Here is a 17150-nt window from a genome sequence, read left to right as displayed (position 1 = left end):
GGTTCGCCACGATTGGTCGCGATGACCGTTCCCACCCAGTTGCGGCTCGGTTCGACCGCCCGAGACGCCCGACACTCCAGCCTCCGACATGTCGAGCGCAGCGGGGCGCGCAGCGCCCGACATATCGGAACAGCGTCACTCCGCGCGATCCATGACCGGCCGGCGGTACCGATAACCGAAGCCTCTGACGGATTCGATCGGTGACGCGTCGGGGTCGGTCCAGCCGAGCTTGCGCCGCAGTCGCAGGACGGCGAACTTCACGCGCTCCGGGCCGATGCCGGTCGGGTCGTCCCAGGCCTGCGCGAGCAGCTGGTTCGGCGACAGCACCGCCCCCGCATGCCGCACGAGCACGTTGAGCAGCCGGAACTCGGTCGGCGTGAGCCGCACCTCGTCGCCGGCAACGAACGTCCGGCGGGCCGCCGGATCGATGCGCAGGACGCCGTCGTCGTACACCTCGTCGGCCCACGACGCCGGACCGGCCGACCGCCGCAGGAGCGCCTCGACCCGAGCGACGAGCTCGGCGTTGGTGAACGGCTTGGTCAGGTAGTCGTCGGCCCCGCCGCGCAGGCCGCGGACCTTGTCCGACTCCTGGCCGTGCGCGGTGAGCAGCAGCACCGGCACGTCACTGACGTCACGCAGCCGCTCCAGCACCTGCCAGCCGTCCATCCCCGGCAAGCCGATGTCGAGGATCACCAGCTCCGGGCGCTCGGTGTACGCGTCCCGCAGGCCGGTCCGGCCGTCCTTCGCATGCGCGACCTGATGCCCCGCCCGCGTGAGGAGCAGGCGAAGCGCCATGGCGATATCCGGATCGTCCTCGACGACGAGAAGTCGGCTCACGATCATCCCCCATTTCGTGCCGGTCGCGTGGGCAACGACAGCGTGACCGTCGTGCCGACCCCTTCAGTGCTGGCGACGCTGATGCTGCCGCCGTGTAACTCGACGATGGCCCGGCTGACGACCAGCCCGAGTCCCGTGCCGGGCATGACTTGCCGCCCGACCGCCGCGGTCACGTTGGAACCGCGGAAAAACGCGCTGAACAGCCGCGGTAGGTCCGCGGCCGGGATGCCGACCCCGGAGTCGGCGACGGCGACGCTCCAGCCTTCGCCGTCGCGCCCGGGCCAGGCCTTCACGGTGACCCGGCCACCGCTGGGCGTGAACTTCACCGCGTTGCTGACGAGGTTGTCCACGACCTGGTGGATCCGGGTGTCGTCGCAGACGATCTCGGGGCCTTCCAGGCATTCCAGCAGCAGGTCGATGCCGGCCGCCTGGGCGGTGGGCGTGCGCTCGGCCACGGCCACGTGGAGCAGCTCCGGCAGCCGGGTGGGCATCGGTTTGAGCTGTAGCGTGCGGGCCTCCAGCCGGGACAGCAGGAGCAGGTCCTCGATGAGGCGCAGGAGGCGGTTGGCGTTGCGGTCGATGACGGAGAGGTACGTCTGCTGGTCCTCCGACAGCGCCCCGCTGGAGCTGTCGCCGAGCAGGTGCGAGAACGCGACCACCGACGACAGCGGCCCGCGCAGCTCGTGGGAGACGCTGGCGATGAACTCGTTGTTGAGCGCCGTCGCCTCCACCAGTGCCTGATTGCGCTCCTCGAGCCCCCGGCTGCGCTCTTCCAGTCCCCGGCGCACGGCGACCCGGGAGGTGACGTCCCGAAGGTGGATGAGCGTTCCTCCATCGGTACCTCCTGGGCCGGCCGGTCCCGTGACGGGGACGAGGTCCAGCTCCAGGACCCGCCCGTCCTCGAACGGCATTTCTTCCCCGATCACGGCCCGGCGCGAGCGGAACCCGGCGCGCAGCCGCTCGATGCGGCCCGACTCGGTCCCGAGCCGATGGATGGTCCGGGCGATGACCTGGTGCCAGTCCAGCGGTTCGGCGTCGTCGGGGTCGTGCTCGGGGCTCACGTCGAGCACGCCGGTGTCCAGCAGCCGGTGCGCGGCCCGGTTGGCCAGGCAGACGTTGCCGTCCTCGTCGAGCATCAGCAGGCCGTCGTCCATCGTCTCGACGAGGCGGGCCAGGCGCTGCTGCTCGATGCGGGCGGTCCGCTCGGCGTCGCGCTGGGCGGTGACGTCGAGGCCGAAGAAGACGACCGCGCCGACGTCGGGGTCGTCGACGAAGCTGCGGGCGCCGATCTCGATCGTGCGCCAGCGGCCCTTGACCGTGCACACCCGCAGGTCGACCGCGTGCTCCGGGGGCCGCCCGGCGCAGCTGGCCAGGAACAGGCCGATGGCCGCGGGGCGGTCGTCGGGGTGGACGATGTCGAGGAGCCGGAAGTCGGGCGGGTGGTGCCGGTCGTATCCGAGGGAGTTGGTGAACGAGTCGGACAGTGCGCTCCAGCCGCGGCCCGGCTCGATGCACAGGATCATCGCGCGGGCGCCGGCGGTGATCGCCCAGGCCAGCGGCGAGCCGAGCATCGGCGGGGGCGGCACGGCCCGGCACGGCACCGTCAGGACCCGGTCGGCCGCGGCCGCGATCTCGGACGCGGCCACGAGCAGCTCGGCCCGGGCCGGCTCGGCGCTGAACTCGACCCGCAGCTCCTGGCCCCACTGCGCCGGCCCGACGGGCAGCCGCTCCAGCAGGTCGAGGTCGCCGACGACGGGCAGCAGCGCGGGGACGATGTCGGCCGCGCGCACGCCGGAGAACGTCCGTAACTCGGACACGAGTCGCTGCGCGTCCACCGCAGTGGCCGCGTTCGACGCACGGACCACCAGGTCGACCACGGCCCCTTCGATCAGGCTCGTGTCGACCAGACGGTCGGTCTCTCCTCGCAAAGCACTCCTCGGCCGACAGCGAATGCGGCATTCGTCGCTTACTGTCGGTACACACATATCCTACGCAATGTAATGACATGTCCTGTAACGTTTCCGGAGGACCGAGCGGGTGCTGATGAATGACGAAACACCCGACACGGGCGAGCGTTCGACGACGGCGGATCTGGCTCAGCTGCGCACCGAGTTCATCCGGGTCGCGTCGCACGAGCTGCGCACCCCGCTCACGTCGATCGTCACGTTCGCCACGATGCTGGAGACGGCCGACGACTCCCTGCCGCTGACCGCCGCCGACCGTCAGCAGGCGATCGGCGTGATCCGGCGCAACGCGGAGCACATGCAGGTGATCGTGGCCGACCTGCTGCTGCTGAGCAGTCTCGAGACGGCCGAGGCGCCCCTCGACCGGGTGCGGTTGCGCGTCGCCGACCTCCTGGACTTCCCCGATGTCCCGCTTCGCTGCGAGCCCGGGCCCGAGCTGCTGGGCGATCGCACGCTGCTGCACGAGCTCTTCCACACGGCCGTGCGGGTCGTCGCGCTCACGGGGCCGGCCGAGATCGAGGCGTACTGCTCCGGCGGCCATTGGCACATCGTCATCTCCGCCCCCACCGAAGCCGCCCTGACCCCCGAACGGCTGCTGTCGATGCGCATCCCGCACCCCGAGCAGCCCGGCGAGTTCCGCACCGGTGCGCTGGCGCTCATGCTGGGCCGCGAGATCGCTGCCCGGCACGGCGGCTCCATGGTCACGTCCGTCGACCGGCCAGGAGTGACCGTCCGGATAGCCCTTCCCGCCCGTTTCCCGTGAGCTGCAACCTCGTGCGCCTAACGTCGCCAGCATGAGCACGCCTTCGGTCATCAAACCGCGCACGTTCCCGGTTCCCGACAACGAGCAGGAGCGGCTCAAATCCCTGGCCGGCTACGGGATCGTCGGTGGACCGCCGCTGCCGGACCTGCCGTCCGTGGTCGAGCTCGCGGCCTACGTGTGCGGTGTGCCGAACGCCGTCGTGAACATCATCTCGGCGTCGCAGCAGCTGCAGATGGCGGCGTTCGGGTTCACGGCGAACGCGTGCGCCCGCGAGGACTCGATGTGCGCGATCAGCATCGTCGAGCCGGAGACGGTGGTCGTGCGTGACGCCACCCAGGACCCGCGCTTCGCCGACAACCCGTTCGTCACCGGCGAGATCGACGAAGTGCGCTTCTACGCCTCGTCGCAGCTGCGCGACCGCGACGGGAACGTGCTCGGCACGCTGTGCGTGTTTGACGACAAGCCGCACGACCTGACCCCGGACCAGCGTGAAGGACTCGACAAGCTGGCGAAGATGGTACTGGATGTGCTCGAGCTGCACCGGCACAGTCAAATGCTGGAGCAGGCCCTGGACAAGGTCCACCGCACGTCCCGCGAGCTGCAGCGGTCCAACTCCTCGCTGCAGCACTTCGCCGGCCAGGTCAGCCACGACCTCAAGAACCCGCTCACCGGCGTGCTCGGCTTTGTCGCCATGCTGTCCGAGATCCCGGCCGTCGCCGCCGACCCGGACGGGAAACGCTGCGTCGACCGGGCGCTCTCCTCGGCGACCCGCATGTGGCGCATGATCGAGGATGTCCTCTCGCACGCCTCGCTCGGCGGCCGCCCCAGCTTCACCGAGGTGAACCTGGAGGCCGTCGCCCGCAACGTCGTCGAGGACGTCAGCACGGCGATCGCGGCGTCGCAGGCGGTGGTCGAGGTCGGCCCGCTGCCGAAGGTCGTCGGCGACGCGACACAGTTGCGCGTGCTCATCCAGAACATCGTGAGCAACTCGCTCAAGTTCCGCGACCGCGCCCGCGATTGCCACATCTCGCTCACGTCCGAGGAGTCACCGACCGGCTGGACGCTGAACATCGCCGACAACGGCATCGGCATCCCGGCCGAGGACCGCCCGAAGGTTCTGGAGATGTTCACCCGGCTGCGCAGCGACGTCGAGGGCTCGGGCATCGGCCTGGCCACCTGTCAGCGGATCGTGGAAGCCCACGGCGCCGCGTTGGTCATAGACGAAACACCCGGCGGGGGTACCACCATGCGCATCACGATCCCCAAACCCGCCGATCAGGTCGCCTTGGCACTGGTCTCGTAGGCGGTATCGATCCGCTCCTCGACATCGTCCCAGTCCGGAGCGGTCAGATCCATGCCGATCCAGCCCCGATGGCCCACGTACGGCGGCTTGAAGTACACCCGCGAGTCCTGGGCGATGAGCAGCTCCTGCACACCCTCCGGCGCCGCACACCACAGGTGCGCGAACGCGTTCTGGTGATGTCCGTCCGGCCAGAGGTACAGGAAACCCTTGCCCTTGCGCTTGAAAAACGGCGTCCCGTGGCTCACGTGCTCGCTCACGCCCGGCCGCGCAAGACACAGCTCGCGCACTCGTGTCACCAGATCAGCCATGCGCTTGAGCCTAAAACAGGACGAGTGTCATCCGGTGTCCGATTGTCGCCCGGTGCAGCACGGGTGCCGACGAGCGCAAGGCAATTGCAGCATCTAGCTGGGGTACCGCTCCCGCTGCGACGCTGGTCAGGCAAGCGAAAACGCCCGGCCACACCCTCGCACTAGGAGCCCTTGATGACGATCCGACTGGTCGCCGTCGACGAACACGTCCTTCTCCGTCTCGGTCTCAACCGGGTCGTGGCCACCGTTCCCGACATCACCCTCGTCGGCGAGGCCGGCAGCGCGGCCGAGGCCGAGCGCGTCGTCGCCGAGACCGAGGCCGAGGTCGTCACCATCGACGCCTCACTCGCCGGCGGTGACGGCATCTCGCTCGCCCGCAAGCTCCGCCTCGCCCGCCCCGACCTGGGCGTGGTCCTGCTCAGCGCGGTCAGCGACGACAACCTGCTGTACCGGGCGCTGGACGCGGGCCTGTCCGCGTACGTCACCAAGGCCGCCCCGATCTCGTCGGTGCTGGCCGCGATCCGCCACGCCGCCGTCGCCCCGCACTCGTTCACCGCGCCGGGCCTGTCCGCCGCGCTGTCCCGCCGCCGCGGCCAGACCGGCCTGCTGAGTCAGCGCGAGCAGGAGGTGCTGTCGCTGATGCGCGACGGCCTGTCGCTGCCGACGATCGCCCAGCGCCTGTCCGTGTCCGAGGCGACCGTGAAGACGTACGTGTCGCGGCTGTACAGCAAGCTGCGCGTCAACAACCGCTCACAGGCGCTCATGGCCGCCGTCAACCAGGGCCTCCTGGTGTCGGCGGACGCCGCTTGAAGAGAGACGCCGGCCGACTGACCCGGCTGACCGACTGACCGACTGACTGCTGTTCGCTTGCACAGGCGTGACGGCCCGGCTCCTCCCCCTTGGAGCCGGGCCGTCATTTCGTGCACGGTGTCTACGCGGGAACGGTCACTCGTTGTGCGTTCGTGGCGTTGCAGTCCCAGATCTGCAGCTGCGTGCCGTCCGTCGTGCTGCTCGACGGGTCGTCCAGGCAGCGACCGGACGCCGGGTTGCGCAGCGCCTGCGTGCCGGACACATACGTCCACTGCTGCGCGCCGGTCCCGTTGCAGTCGTAAAGCTGCAACTTCGTGCCGTTCGCGGTGCCGGCCGCCGTCACGTCGAGGCACTTCCCGAGCGCCCGCACCGAACCGTCGGTGTTGAACGTCCACTGCTGCGCGCCGGTGCCGTTGCAGGTCCAGATCTGAATCTTCGTGCCGTTGGCCGAGTTCGAATTGTTCACGTCGACGCACTTGCCGAGCTGGACCAGCGTCACCGGCCCCGTCTTCGTGCCGCCGCCGCTGCCGCCGCTGGTGAGCAGGAACCGGTTGTTCGCCGTGTTCCAGTGCGTGGCCAGGTATGAGCCGGCCGGCGGGTTGGTGTTGAAGTAGTCGTCCTTGTTGCAGTCCAGGCGGTTGTCCTGCGCCTGGTCACCGCAGACGATGCGCATGACGGTGCCGGGGCCGTCGTTGTAACACATGATGTCGTAGTCGTCCGTGCAGTGCCCGTACGCGGTGTGGTTCGGCGAGCTGCTCATCACCGCGCCCATCGCGTGCGTGAGCTCGTGCGCCGCCGGCCCGGAACTCCAGCACCCGGAGTCGACCCGGCTGAAGCTGGCACCGGAGTTGTTGGCGTTGTCCTGCCCCGGCCGGTCATCGAGCGTCACGTACGCGACGCCGCACAGCGCGGTGGCGTCGACGTACATGAGGTACTTCCGGTCGGTCCGGTTGTACCCGAGCGCCTTGATGGCGTTGACCGAGTTGCCGAAGTCGCTGAGCGCACTGTTCGCGATGGCCACGTCGGTCACCGAGATGTTGCACGAACTGTCCGTCACGAACCGGATGTGCCGCGTACCCCCGGTCTGCGCGGCGCTGGCACTGTAGATGTCGTCGACACCCGCGGTCCAGGTCCGGATCGAGGCCAGATACTGGCTGTACCGGTCGGCGTTGCCGGACCCGTGGATGTACAGCACCTGCACCCGGTTGCCGGACTGCCCGTCACCGTCGCAGACGATGCTCGCGGCCGCCGCGGCCTGAGCCGCGGTGCCGGCCTCGGCCAACGGTGCGACGGACCGCGTGACGTCCGTCCCGGCGAACGACGCATCGGGCCCGTGCGTGCACGCTCCCGGCACGTTCTTGACCTCGAACAGACCTTTACAGCGCCCGGTGCCGACCTTGAACCCGTCGTACACCAACCCCCGCGCACTGTCGTTCGCCGGAATCGTGGGGTCCGGCGGCCCTTGCTGCTGTTGCTGCGCCCAGGCGGGCGCTGTGCTGATGCCGGCGACGAGCAAGGCCCCCGCCACGATGGCGAGCACCTTCCTCCGCGGCCTGAACTGCAATCGAAACATGAGCATCTCCCGCTGGCGGACGGGTCAGGAACGCCCAGTGTGTCCCAGTTCCGCGCCATCGAACAATGTCCAACAGCGAATTGTTTAGCTTTGTTTGCTGATTACATTAAGTGTCTCTCAAGCCAGCTGACCAGCGCGCCTTCACCCCGGCGGCAGCCCGGACACCCCGGCAACGGCCAGCCCGGAGCTCAATCGGCGCCCGGCCGGGCGACCGACAGGTCGAGGCCGCCGGTCAGACCCGGCTCGGCGACGACGACGCCGTGGTGGGCGGTGCCCGACCCGGACCGGGTGGTGGTCGTGCTCAGCAACTACGACACGTCGATCGACCCCATCGTCCGGCGGGCCCGGCACCTGATCACCGGCGCACCGGCTCGCCGACAGTGAGCGGCTGCTGCGCAAGGCCGTCGAGCTCGCACCGGCCGACACCGCGACCAAGTACCGGCTGGCGGACACGTACGTCCGGCGGGACGACCTCGCGGCGGCGGTACCGCTGCTGCGGGAGACCGGCCGGGTCGGCGTCGCCGTCGCCGACCGGTACGCAACGACGACGGCGGTCACCCCGGGACAGGGTGACCGCCGTTGCCGGACCAGAAAGCGTCAGACCGCGATGTCGTACCGATACAGGTTGTACTTCGTCATGAGCGCGACGACCTTGGTCGTGTACTGCGGGTCCGTGGCGTAGCCGCCCTTGTGGATCTCGGCGATGAACTGGTTCGGGTTGCCCGTGTAGTTGAAGGCGGCCGCATACCGGGACAGCGACTTCAGGTTCGCGCCGTGGTCGCGGAACGAGTCCACCGATGCGCGATACGTGCGGAACGTCGCGACCGTCGTCGTGCAGGTGCCGGCCGCGTTGCACTCCTGTGTCGAGTACGACTTGCAGCCCGCCGCGTAACTGCCCGGGGCGTTGTTGAAGCACTTCATGCCGAAGAAGTTGTTGTCGCTGGCCGACAGTGAGCTGCGGCCCCAGCCGGACTCCAGGATCGCCTGCGCCAGCGTCACCGACGTCGGCACCTTGGTGTCGCGCTGGCTCTGCTGGGCGGCCGGGATGGAGGCGGCCAGGAACTGCTCGTTGGTCATGGTCCCGGTCGGGCCCATCGGGACCGCGGCCACGGGCGCCGGTGTGACCGGGGCCGGGGCGGCGGGCGGGGCGCAGACGGGGAGCTTCGGGTTGCCCGAGACGTACGCGTGGGAGATGTAGTCACCGATCGCGGTGCGGTCCCACTGCGCGGTTTTGCGCACGTTGCCGCGCAGGTACTGACCGCTCACCTTGCACGTGACGGTCACCTTCTGCTTGTTCCTGATGGTGCGGGTCTGGCCGAACCAGTTGGCGGCGCCGGTACGAGCGGCGAGGGAGCCCTTGACGCGAACACTGACAACGGCGGCGTCGGCCGGTGCAGCGGCCACGACGAGCGTCGTGGCGGTCGCGGCAAGGGCCAGCGCCGGAGCGAAAACATACTTTTTCAGGGAGTGCAGCATCTGATCTCCGATGAGGGTCGAGTAGGACCCCTCAAAGATCGTCAGCGGGCGTTGCGGACCTCGTTCTCCGTCTGGTGCCAGGCAGGTGCAAGCCCCACCCGCACGCCCGCGGCGCGCAGGCGTTCGAGCGGGGCGGTGCCCTGCGGCACGAGCGTGAGCGCGCTCGCCGGCAGGTCGTGGCGGGCCAGCGTGGCCAGCACGGTGCCGGACAGTTGCGGGTCGCGGAGCTGGGTCACGGAGATCGGCACGGCGACGTTGAAGCCGCCCGCGGCCGCGTCCGCGCAGGCCCGGTTGAGCAGCCATGCGCCGATGGCCTTGACCAGGCCGGCGCTCTCGGCCGCGGCCACCAGCTCCGCACCGTCGTGCGGGGGCCAGTCGATCCGGGCCGAGAAGAGCCCGGGCTCCATGTCCATTCGCTGATACCGCACGTGCAGTTCACCCGCCGCGAACGCCTGCCGGAGCGCGTCCGAGCGGCGGTTCGCGTCGCGCAGGCCCGGGTCGAACTCGACGATCTGGTTGCGGCCGGCCGCCTTGGCCGCGTAGAGCGCGAGGTCGGCATCCCGCAGCGGGTCCGACGAGCCCCGCAGCGGCAACAGTCCGATGCTCGCCGTGACCGCGAGTTCGCGGCCGTCGTGCACGAAGGGTTCGCGCAGGCGATGCAGGATTCTTTCCGGTACTCCCGCGAAATGGCTTATCACCGCGAACTCGTCACCGCCGAGGCGCACGAGGACGTCGCCCGGCGCGACGACGGATCGCAGCCGTTCGGCCACGGTCACCAGGAGACGGTCGCCGACCGGATGTCCGTACGTGTCGTTGACGAGCTTGAACCCGTCGAGGTCGAGCAGCAGCAGCGTGCCGTCGTGGTCCGGCGAGGCCGGTCCGGACGGCGAATGTGGCTGTTCGCGCAGGCGGTCGGCGAGCAGTGCGCGGTTGCCGAGACCGGTGAGCGGATCGTGCGTGGCCCGGTAGGCGAGCTCGTCCGCGCGGCGGCGGGCCAGCCGGTTGATGCGCTGCATGCGCACGACGAGCAGCACGGCCAGGGTCCCGGTGAACACGGGCACGACGACCCGCTCACCGATGACCGTCGCGTGCGCCTGGAGCGCCGTGACGAGCGGCCCGACCAGTGACAGCGACAAGAGCAGCAAGAATCGTCCGCGGGTACCGCTCCGGCTGCGCGCGGCTTCCGAGTAGGCGCCGAGTTCGCGCATCGCCGGGTGCAGGGTCGCGGCCGCGCACAGCGTGAACCAGGCCAGCCAGGCGGCGCTCGCCGGCCGGTTCAGGTCCGCTTCGGCCAGGCTGCGCGACTGCGACCAGAACAGGATGTCCGCGGCGAGCAGGAAGAACTGTGCGACCGTGAGCATGGCCGCGGCCGGCGAACGGGCACCGGTGAACCACAGCCGGGTCGTCATGGCCACGACGACCAGGTCGCAGGCCGGGAAGATCAGCCGGCCGGCGAGCTCACCGGGGCCGAGGTCATAGTCGGTGACCTGGGGCTCGACGAGGAAGCTCCACACCGGGATGGCGACCCCGACCGTCACGATCCCGGCGTCGATCAGCGACTCCCACGGCGCCCGCCCGTCGCCCCTTCCGGCGAGGAGGAACAAGCCGGCCGTACCCGCCAAAAATGCCGTGTATGAAAGCCAGTTGACGAACAGGTCGCTCGGCGGCGCCGGCAACCGCAACAGATCCTGCAGCGTCCAGATCGAGTTCTGCGCGAACACGAGCGTGAGCGCACCCCACAGCAACAGCCACGCCCGTCGCGCGGAAGGCCGGTTGCGCAGTATCCCGACACCGGTCGCCACCACGGCCGCCAGCTGCAGCGCCAGGTTGGCGAGGCGCGCCACCGGCCCGTCGTTCCACAGCGCCACCGGGGCCAGGAACGCCGCGATCAGCAGGTATGCGCGCCACACGGTCCGCTCAGTTGGTCCCGTACTGCTGCTTGAGGGCCAGGTAGTCGCCGAGCCCGAGGCCGCGGTAGGCGGTCGAGCAGTCCGGCAGCCCGTCGGTCATGGTGAGCGCGGAGTGCTGGGCGTAGGCGACGTGCCCGAGACCGAACGCGTGCCCGAACTCGTGCGTCAGCGTGCCCTCGAGGTCCCAGCGGTTGCCGCACGCGGCGGGAGTGCTGAGGAAGAAGAGGCCTTCGGTGTCGTCGATGAGGATGTCCGTTTCGACACTGCGGCCGTTGTCTTTGCCGCCGTACCACCAGATGCACGTGACCGCGAGCAGCCCCTGGTTGAGCGGTCCGAACGACACGGCGTTGGCCCCGTCCCGCTCGCCGCAGCCGCCCGTGGGCGTGACACCGGCGGTGTGGTCGGTCTTGCCGGCGTAGGACTCGGAGATGCCGAGGTTGGCCGGCAGTCCGCAGTCGTTGCGGCCGGTGTCGACGGTGTAGGCGGCGCTGCGCAGGGAGTTGACGACGGCCGCGCGGTCGCCGAGGTAGGCCGGGATCGTCTTCTCGTTGACCCGCCACTTGAGCTCGCTGCGCCAGCGCATGCCCAGCCACGTCCCCGCCGGGTCGGCGCAGCGCCCGCCGTCCATCGCGGCCTCGGCCGGCTGCCCGGTCGGCGGCCCCGGGATCACGACGGCGAACCGGGCCGTATGCAGGATGATGGCCGGCTCACCCACGAGCCAGGCCGCGCAGAGGACCAGCGGAACAAGCGCCCGCAGCACCGCCGCCAGACCACTGTCGATCTTCGGCACAGACTCATTCTGATCCGCACAACCCCGCACAGGGGTGACTTTCGGCAAATGCGCCCGCAACGCCATGCCCCGCTAGCTGCCCATCAGCGCCCGCCCGACACCCACCCAGCACCGCCGTGTCGGGTGGTTGGCGGATGCCCCGCGCTGCGACTTTCCGTCATAGTTTGACTACACAAAGTCAAGGGGGAACGAAACATGAAGCTGCTGCTCGCCAAGCTGGTGGCCCGCACCACCGGCAACGACCGCGGCGCCGCGACCCTGGACGTCGGCCTGGGCGCCGTCCTCCTCGGCATCACCGTGGTCGCCGCGATCACCCTCTTCGGCGAGGCCTGGTAGGCACGTATCATCGACCTTGATGGCACGCTGGATCTGTCCGCAGTGTGAGCGGGAGTTCGACAAGGCCCGGCAGGGCCATGTCTGCGTGCCCGGCGGCACCGTCGACGAGACCTTCGCCGGCCGGCCGGACTACCAGCGGGCCGCCTACGCCGCGATCATCGGGCTCCTCGACGACCTGGGGCCGGTGCACGAGGACGCCGTGAAGGTCGGCGTGTTCCTCAAGCGGGACCGCAAGCTGGCCGAGATCCGGCCCATGGCCCGGGCGCTCTCGGTCGAGCTGTACCTCTCCCGGCCTCTCGACGACGAGCGCGTGACCCGGCACTACGAGGTCGGCCGGGGGCGGTTCGTCAACGTCGTCCGGATCACCGACGTCGACCAGGTGGACGAGCGGATGCGGGGCTGGCTGACCGAGGCGTTCGAGGACGCCGGTCCGTAAGCGCGAAAACACTGCAACAAACCTGCGCACAAGATGCGTTGACTTCGATCAATGCGCCGCTTTAGCGTTCAGGAAAGGCCTTTCCCCGGGGATCCCGCCAGAACTACCGGGAGGCGATCCAACGCCATGTCGACTTTCAAACGTGTCCTGCCCGTGCTCGCCGGCGCCGCCGTGCTCGTCGGTGTCGTGGCGAACCAGGCCGGAGCGGCGACCCTGTTCGCCGATGACTTCGAAGACGGTAACGCCGATGGGTGGACGCGGTCCGGTGGAAGCTGGACCGTGGTCACCGACGGCACGAGATCCCTGCGGCAGAGCGGCACCAGCGCGGATGCGCGCGCCCTGGCCGGCAGTGCGGCCTGGACGGACTATGCCGTGCAGGCGAAGGTGAAGCCGATCGCGTACAACGCGCACTCCGTCGGGGTGATAGCGCGGGCGCAGAACACGTCCGACTACTACGCCCTCGTGCTCACCGGTGGCCAGGCACAGCTCGTCAAACGCGTCGGTGGGGCCACGACCACCCTCGCGAGCGCCCCGGTCGCCGTGGCCGCCGGCAGCTGGGCCACGCTGCGGCTCGAGGCCAGAGGCGCGGCGCTGCGCGGATTCGTGAACAACGCGCAGGTCACCACCGCGACCGACGCCACCTTCGCCAGAGGCCGGCTCGGGCTGGCCGCCACCTACGCCAGCGCCACCTTCGACGACGTGACCGCCGACGACCAGGTCACGGCCACCCCGAGCGGCAGCGCCGGCCCGACCCCGAGCACGTCGCCGGAGCCGCCCGGGGACTGCACCAACCCGCCGCCGGTCGCCGGATTCGCGTCCGTCGACGCGTGGGGGCAGCGCGGCACGACCGGCGGCTGCGGCGGGCCGACGGTCACCGTGACCGACGCCGCCGGGTTCCTGGCCGCGGTCGCGCGGACCGGCCCCGTCGTGATCGTCGTCAACGGGATGATCGCCCTTCCCGGTCCGATGCACGACGTCACGTCCGACAAGACGATCGTCGGCGTGGGCGCGGCCTCCGGGTTCACCGGTGGCGGGCTGAACGTGGGCCTGCCGGTCGACGACACGGTGACCTCAGTGCCCGCGAACGCGGTGCACAACGTCATCATCCGCAATCTGGTGTTCACCGGCACCCCGGACGACGCCATCAACGTGCAGATGTTCTCCCACCACGTCTGGATCGACCACAACGACCTGTCGCACGGCTACGACGGGCTCGTGGACATCAAGCGCGGGTCCAGCTACGTCACCGTCTCCTGGAACCACACGCACGACCACACGAAGAACATGCTGCTGGGCCACGACGACGGCAACGGCGCACAGGACACCGGCCAGTTGAAGGTGACGTACCACCACAACTTCTTCGACCGCACGCCCCAGCGCAACCCGCGCGTGCGCTTCGGCGAGCCGGTGCACGTGTTCGACAACTACTACCTGCACAACTCCGACATCGGCGTCGCCTGCCAGGCGTCGTCCGGCTGTGTCATCGAGAACAACGTCTTCGAGGACACCGAGGAGGCCTACGCGATCGACTACGCCGGCCCGCGCGGCCGGATCGTGGCCCGCGGCAACCTCTTCATCGGCGAGAGCGCGCCCGGCACGATCGGCGGCACGGTCCAGGAGCCGAGCACCTACTACGCGTACACCCTCGAACCCGCCGGCACGGTCAAGGCCTCCGTCCTCGCCGGCGCGGGTACCGGAAGGATTTGACGATCATGAAGGCACTGCTCCTGGTCGCGGCGATGCTCAACCCCGCCGCGCCCCTGCTGGCCGACGCCGGGCCGATCGGCTACGCGACCCTGGCCGGCGGCACCACCGGCGGGGCGGCCGGGCCGACGGTCACCGTGACCACCTGGGCCCAGCTCAAGACCGAGGCCGGCAAGAAGACGCCGGAGACGATCCGGATCAACGGCATCCTCCAGGGCTCGGGCCAGGTCCAGGTCCGCAACGACAAGACCATCGTCGGCGTCGGCGCGAACTCCGGGATCACCGGCGGCGGACTGAAGATCTCGCACTACGACAACGTCATCATCCGCAACCTGAAGATCTCGTTCCCGGTCGGCACCGACGCGATCACCGTGCAGGACGCGCAGCACGTCTGGATCGACCACAACGAGCTGTGGAGCGACCGCGCGCACGACATCGACTACTACGACGGCCTGGTCGACATCACGCACGCCAGTGACTGGGTGACGGTGTCCTGGAACAAGATCCACGACCACTGGAAGACGTCACTGGTCGGGCACGACGACGACAACGGCGGCGAGGACACCGGGCATCTCACGGTGACCTACCACCACAACGAGTTCTACAACCTCGACGCCCGCACGCCGAGTGTCCGCTTCGGCACCGCGCACGTGTTCAACAACTACTTCCACAACAACGTCAACGGTGTGCATTCGCGCATGGGCGCGCAGGTGCTCGTCGAGGGCAACGTGTTCACCAACGTGCAGACGCCGATCAAGACGACGACGCTGAGCGTCGCGGACGGCTACGCGGTCGAGCGCAATAACAGCTACACCGGCTGCGGTCCGAACAACATCACGCGGACGGGCTCGTTCACGAACCCGCCGTACGCGTACACCCTGGACCCGGTCAGCAGCGTCGCGGCGGCCGTGACGGCCAACGCCGGCACCGGGCACATCTAGGAGACACCGGAGCGGCACGGCAGCAGGCACGTGACCACCGTGCCCTGGCCGGTGGCGGGCGTCGCCCAGATCCGGCCGCCGTGCCGCTCCACGATCGTCTTGGTGATGGCCAGCCCCAGGCCGGTGCCCTGGCTCTGGTGCTCCTGGGAGCGGCTCGACCGGAAGAACTGCTCGAAGATCTGGTCGATCTCGTCGTCCGGGATCCCCATGCCGGTGTCCGAGACGGTCAGCCGCACCTGCTCGCCGTCCCCGTCGGCGCTCAGCCGCGCGCTCCCACCGGCCGGCGTGAACTTCAGGGCGTTGTCGAGCAGGTTGATGACCACCCGTTCGAGCTGGTCGCGGTCGCCGAAGACGACCAGCGGATCGCCGGGCAGGTCGACCTCGAGGGCCACCTCGCGGCGGCCGCGGACCGTCTCGAGGGCCTCCAGGGCCCCGGACACCACCGCCGCGACCTGCACCGGCCGGGCGTTGATCTTCACCGCGCCGGCCTCGATGCGTGACAGCATCAGCAGGTCCTCGATCAGGGCGAGCAGCCGGCGGGCGTTGCGTTCGACCGCGGCCAGCAGCCGGGCCTGGGCCGCCGCGACCGGGCCGGCGTCGCCGTCGACGATCACCTCGAGGTTGCCCAGGATGCTGGTCAGCGGGGTGCGCAGCTCGTGGGAGACGGTCGCGACCAGATCGGCCCGCACCTTGTCGAGCTCGCGCAGCCGGGCGGTGGCCTCCCGTTCGCGCTCCAGGGCGTGGCGCATCGCTTCGACGGTGCGCCGCTCGCGGGTGACGTCGCGGGCCACGCTGAGATACCCGGCGACCTCCCCGGACTCGTCCCGGATGACGCTGACCGTCCGCGCAACCGGTACCACCGAACCGTCCTGGCGTTGATAAACGCTCTCCCGGGCCTCCGTGTCACCGGCCCGCGCGGGCGCGAAGACCGCTTCCAGGGGGCCGGCTTCGGCGTGGAAGCGTGACAGGCCGGCGATGCCCACGACCTCGGCCGCGCGGTAGCCCAGCAGCCGCTCGGCCCCGGCGTTGAAGACCGTCACGGTGCCGACCCGATCCACGCCGATGATGGCCTGCTCGGTCGCGGCCGCGAGCACGTCGGCGAAGAGGCGTTCGGTGCGCCGCTGCTCGGTGACGTCGATGCCGGTGCAGATCACGTGTGTGAACCGGCCGTCGTCGTCGGCCCTGGCGGCGTTGCTCCAGGCGATCCGGCGCTTCCCGCCGGGCACGAGCCAGTCACGTTCGACGGTGCGCGGGAAGTCGCCGGGGATCGAGCCGGCCAGGGCCGTGTTCAGCCGTTCCCCGCCGTCGACGGCGAGACCCAGCTCGCCGTACGACCGTCCGACGATATCGGCCGCGGCCCGCCCGGTCAGCTCCTCGCACCGGCGGTTGAAGGCGGTGACGATTCCGTTCCGGGCGACCACGAGCACCAGGAACCCGGTCGAGTCGAGGATGGCCTGGCTGAAGTCGCGGTCGCGGCGGGCCTCCCGGGTGACGTCGCGGGCGCGCCGGGTCCAGCTCTGCGCGGCGGTGGCGACGATGACGCCCATGGCGATGAGCAGCAGCCCGCGCCGCCACTCGGCCCGGATCACGTGGTTGTCCAGCGCGGCCGGCACCAGCAGGACGCCCGCCATCACGGCGACGCCGATCGCGGTGGCGAGCCGGCCGTGATACAGGCCCAGCCACAGCACGGGCAGCAGCGCGAGCGGGCCGTAGCCGGCCGGGCCACCGTCGGAGCCGAGGTTGAGCAGCAGGACGACGCCGAAGTAGCCCAGCGGCGGCCCGGCCTCCAGCAGGACCGGTAGCCGCGACCAGGGCACGACCACGACCAGGGCCAGCAGCGCCGCCGTCAGGCCGAGGGCCGCGAGCAGCGCCGGCGGGTGCACGGCCGGCGGCAGCAGGGCGGCCCCGAACGCCAGCCCGGTCACCGCCAGGAACGGCAGGATCCGCAGCCAGCGGTCGGGCGCACTCAGCGCGCGCAGGTCACCGGTGGGCATGGACC

The 17150-nt window shown here is 70.1% G+C and carries 15 protein-coding genes; 7 read left to right on the top strand and 8 right to left on the bottom strand.

Annotation, left to right across the window (positions count from 1 at the left end):
- Positions 1-135: 135 nt before the first annotated feature.
- Positions 136-843: a response regulator transcription factor gene (locus tag ACIA8L_RS27275; protein WP_246655778.1), complete on the bottom strand. Its 708-nt coding sequence runs from the start codon at positions 841-843 to the stop codon at positions 136-138.
- Entirely contained in the window at positions 840-2765 is a 1926-nt protein-coding gene (locus ACIA8L_RS27270; protein ID WP_395909235.1) for an ATP-binding protein, read from the bottom strand. Before ACIA8L_RS27270 ends, ACIA8L_RS27275 begins: the two co-directional genes overlap by 4 nt.
- Before the next feature lie 115 nt (positions 2766-2880).
- Between ACIA8L_RS27270 and ACIA8L_RS27265 the strand changes: the two genes are divergently transcribed.
- Together ACIA8L_RS27265 and ACIA8L_RS27260 are read left to right on the top strand one after the other, a co-directional pair.
- Complete coding sequence (locus ACIA8L_RS27265; protein ID WP_395909233.1) at positions 2881-3564, top strand: sensor histidine kinase; 684 nt, start codon at positions 2881-2883, stop codon at positions 3562-3564.
- A gap of 31 nt (positions 3565-3595) precedes the next feature.
- A complete protein-coding gene (locus tag ACIA8L_RS27260) occupies positions 3596-4867 on the top strand; it encodes an ATP-binding protein (RefSeq protein WP_395909232.1) in 1272 nt (423 codons plus the stop codon).
- Here the strand turns inward: ACIA8L_RS27260 and ACIA8L_RS27255 are convergent.
- On the bottom strand, positions 4840-5175 hold the full coding sequence (locus ACIA8L_RS27255; protein WP_395909231.1) for an MmcQ/YjbR family DNA-binding protein: 336 nt from the start codon (positions 5173-5175) through the stop codon (positions 4840-4842). The genes ACIA8L_RS27260 and ACIA8L_RS27255 overlap by 28 nt on opposite strands.
- Before the next feature lie 174 nt (positions 5176-5349).
- On the opposite strand from ACIA8L_RS27255, the gene ACIA8L_RS27250 reads away from it, so the two are divergent.
- On the top strand, positions 5350-5985 hold the full coding sequence (locus ACIA8L_RS27250) for a LuxR C-terminal-related transcriptional regulator (protein WP_395909230.1): 636 nt from the start codon (positions 5350-5352) through the stop codon (positions 5983-5985).
- 121 nt (positions 5986-6106) lie between these two features.
- Here ACIA8L_RS27250 and ACIA8L_RS27245 read toward each other — a convergent pair whose 3' ends face one another.
- The 4 genes from ACIA8L_RS27245 to ACIA8L_RS27230 form a co-directional block, all read right to left on the bottom strand.
- Positions 6107-7513, bottom strand: coding sequence for an RICIN domain-containing protein (locus ACIA8L_RS27245; protein ID WP_395909229.1), 1407 nt, complete (start codon positions 7511-7513; stop codon positions 6107-6109).
- Positions 7514-8155: 642 nt separating this feature from the next.
- Positions 8156-9034: a sporangiospore maturation cell wall hydrolase GsmA gene (gene gsmA / locus ACIA8L_RS27240; RefSeq protein ID WP_395909227.1), complete on the bottom strand. Its 879-nt coding sequence runs from the start codon at positions 9032-9034 to the stop codon at positions 8156-8158.
- Between the two features lie 41 nt (positions 9035-9075).
- On the bottom strand, positions 9076-10944 hold the full coding sequence (locus ACIA8L_RS27235; protein ID WP_395909226.1) for a diguanylate cyclase domain-containing protein: 1869 nt from the start codon (positions 10942-10944) through the stop codon (positions 9076-9078).
- Positions 10945-10951: 7 nt separating this feature from the next.
- Positions 10952-11734, bottom strand: coding sequence for a hypothetical protein (locus ACIA8L_RS27230; RefSeq protein ID WP_395909225.1), 783 nt, complete (start codon positions 11732-11734; stop codon positions 10952-10954).
- Positions 11735-11929: 195 nt separating this feature from the next.
- Here ACIA8L_RS27230 and ACIA8L_RS27225 point away from each other — a divergent pair, with 195 nt between their 5' ends.
- From ACIA8L_RS27225 to ACIA8L_RS27210, 4 genes are all read left to right on the top strand, one after another.
- The gene (locus tag ACIA8L_RS27225) at positions 11930-12070 is read left to right on the top strand and encodes a hypothetical protein (protein ID WP_395909224.1); all 141 of its coding nucleotides are present in this window, start codon (positions 11930-11932) and stop codon (positions 12068-12070) included.
- A 19-nt stretch (positions 12071-12089) separates the two neighbouring features.
- Positions 12090-12506, top strand: coding sequence for a DUF5655 domain-containing protein (locus ACIA8L_RS27220; protein WP_395909223.1), 417 nt, complete (start codon positions 12090-12092; stop codon positions 12504-12506).
- 126 nt (positions 12507-12632) lie between these two features.
- On the top strand, positions 12633-14213 hold the full coding sequence (locus ACIA8L_RS27215; RefSeq protein WP_395909222.1) for a right-handed parallel beta-helix repeat-containing protein: 1581 nt from the start codon (positions 12633-12635) through the stop codon (positions 14211-14213).
- Between the two features lie 5 nt (positions 14214-14218).
- Positions 14219-15151, top strand: a complete 933-nt coding sequence (locus ACIA8L_RS27210; protein ID WP_395909221.1) for a polysaccharide lyase family 1 protein — start codon at positions 14219-14221, stop codon at positions 15149-15151.
- On the opposite strand, the gene ACIA8L_RS27205 is transcribed toward ACIA8L_RS27210, so the two are convergent.
- Positions 15148-17145: an ATP-binding protein gene (locus ACIA8L_RS27205; protein WP_395909220.1), complete on the bottom strand. Its 1998-nt coding sequence runs from the start codon at positions 17143-17145 to the stop codon at positions 15148-15150. The two genes, ACIA8L_RS27210 and ACIA8L_RS27205, sit on opposite strands and share 4 nt — an antisense overlap.
- Positions 17146-17150 lie beyond the last annotated feature (5 nt).

It is taken from the genome of Dactylosporangium sp. NPDC051541 (assembly GCF_044454505.1).
In the GTDB taxonomy this organism is placed as follows: Bacteria; Actinomycetota; Actinomycetes; order Mycobacteriales; family Micromonosporaceae; genus Dactylosporangium.
This window is presented reverse-complemented; position numbering and strand designations above follow the sequence as displayed.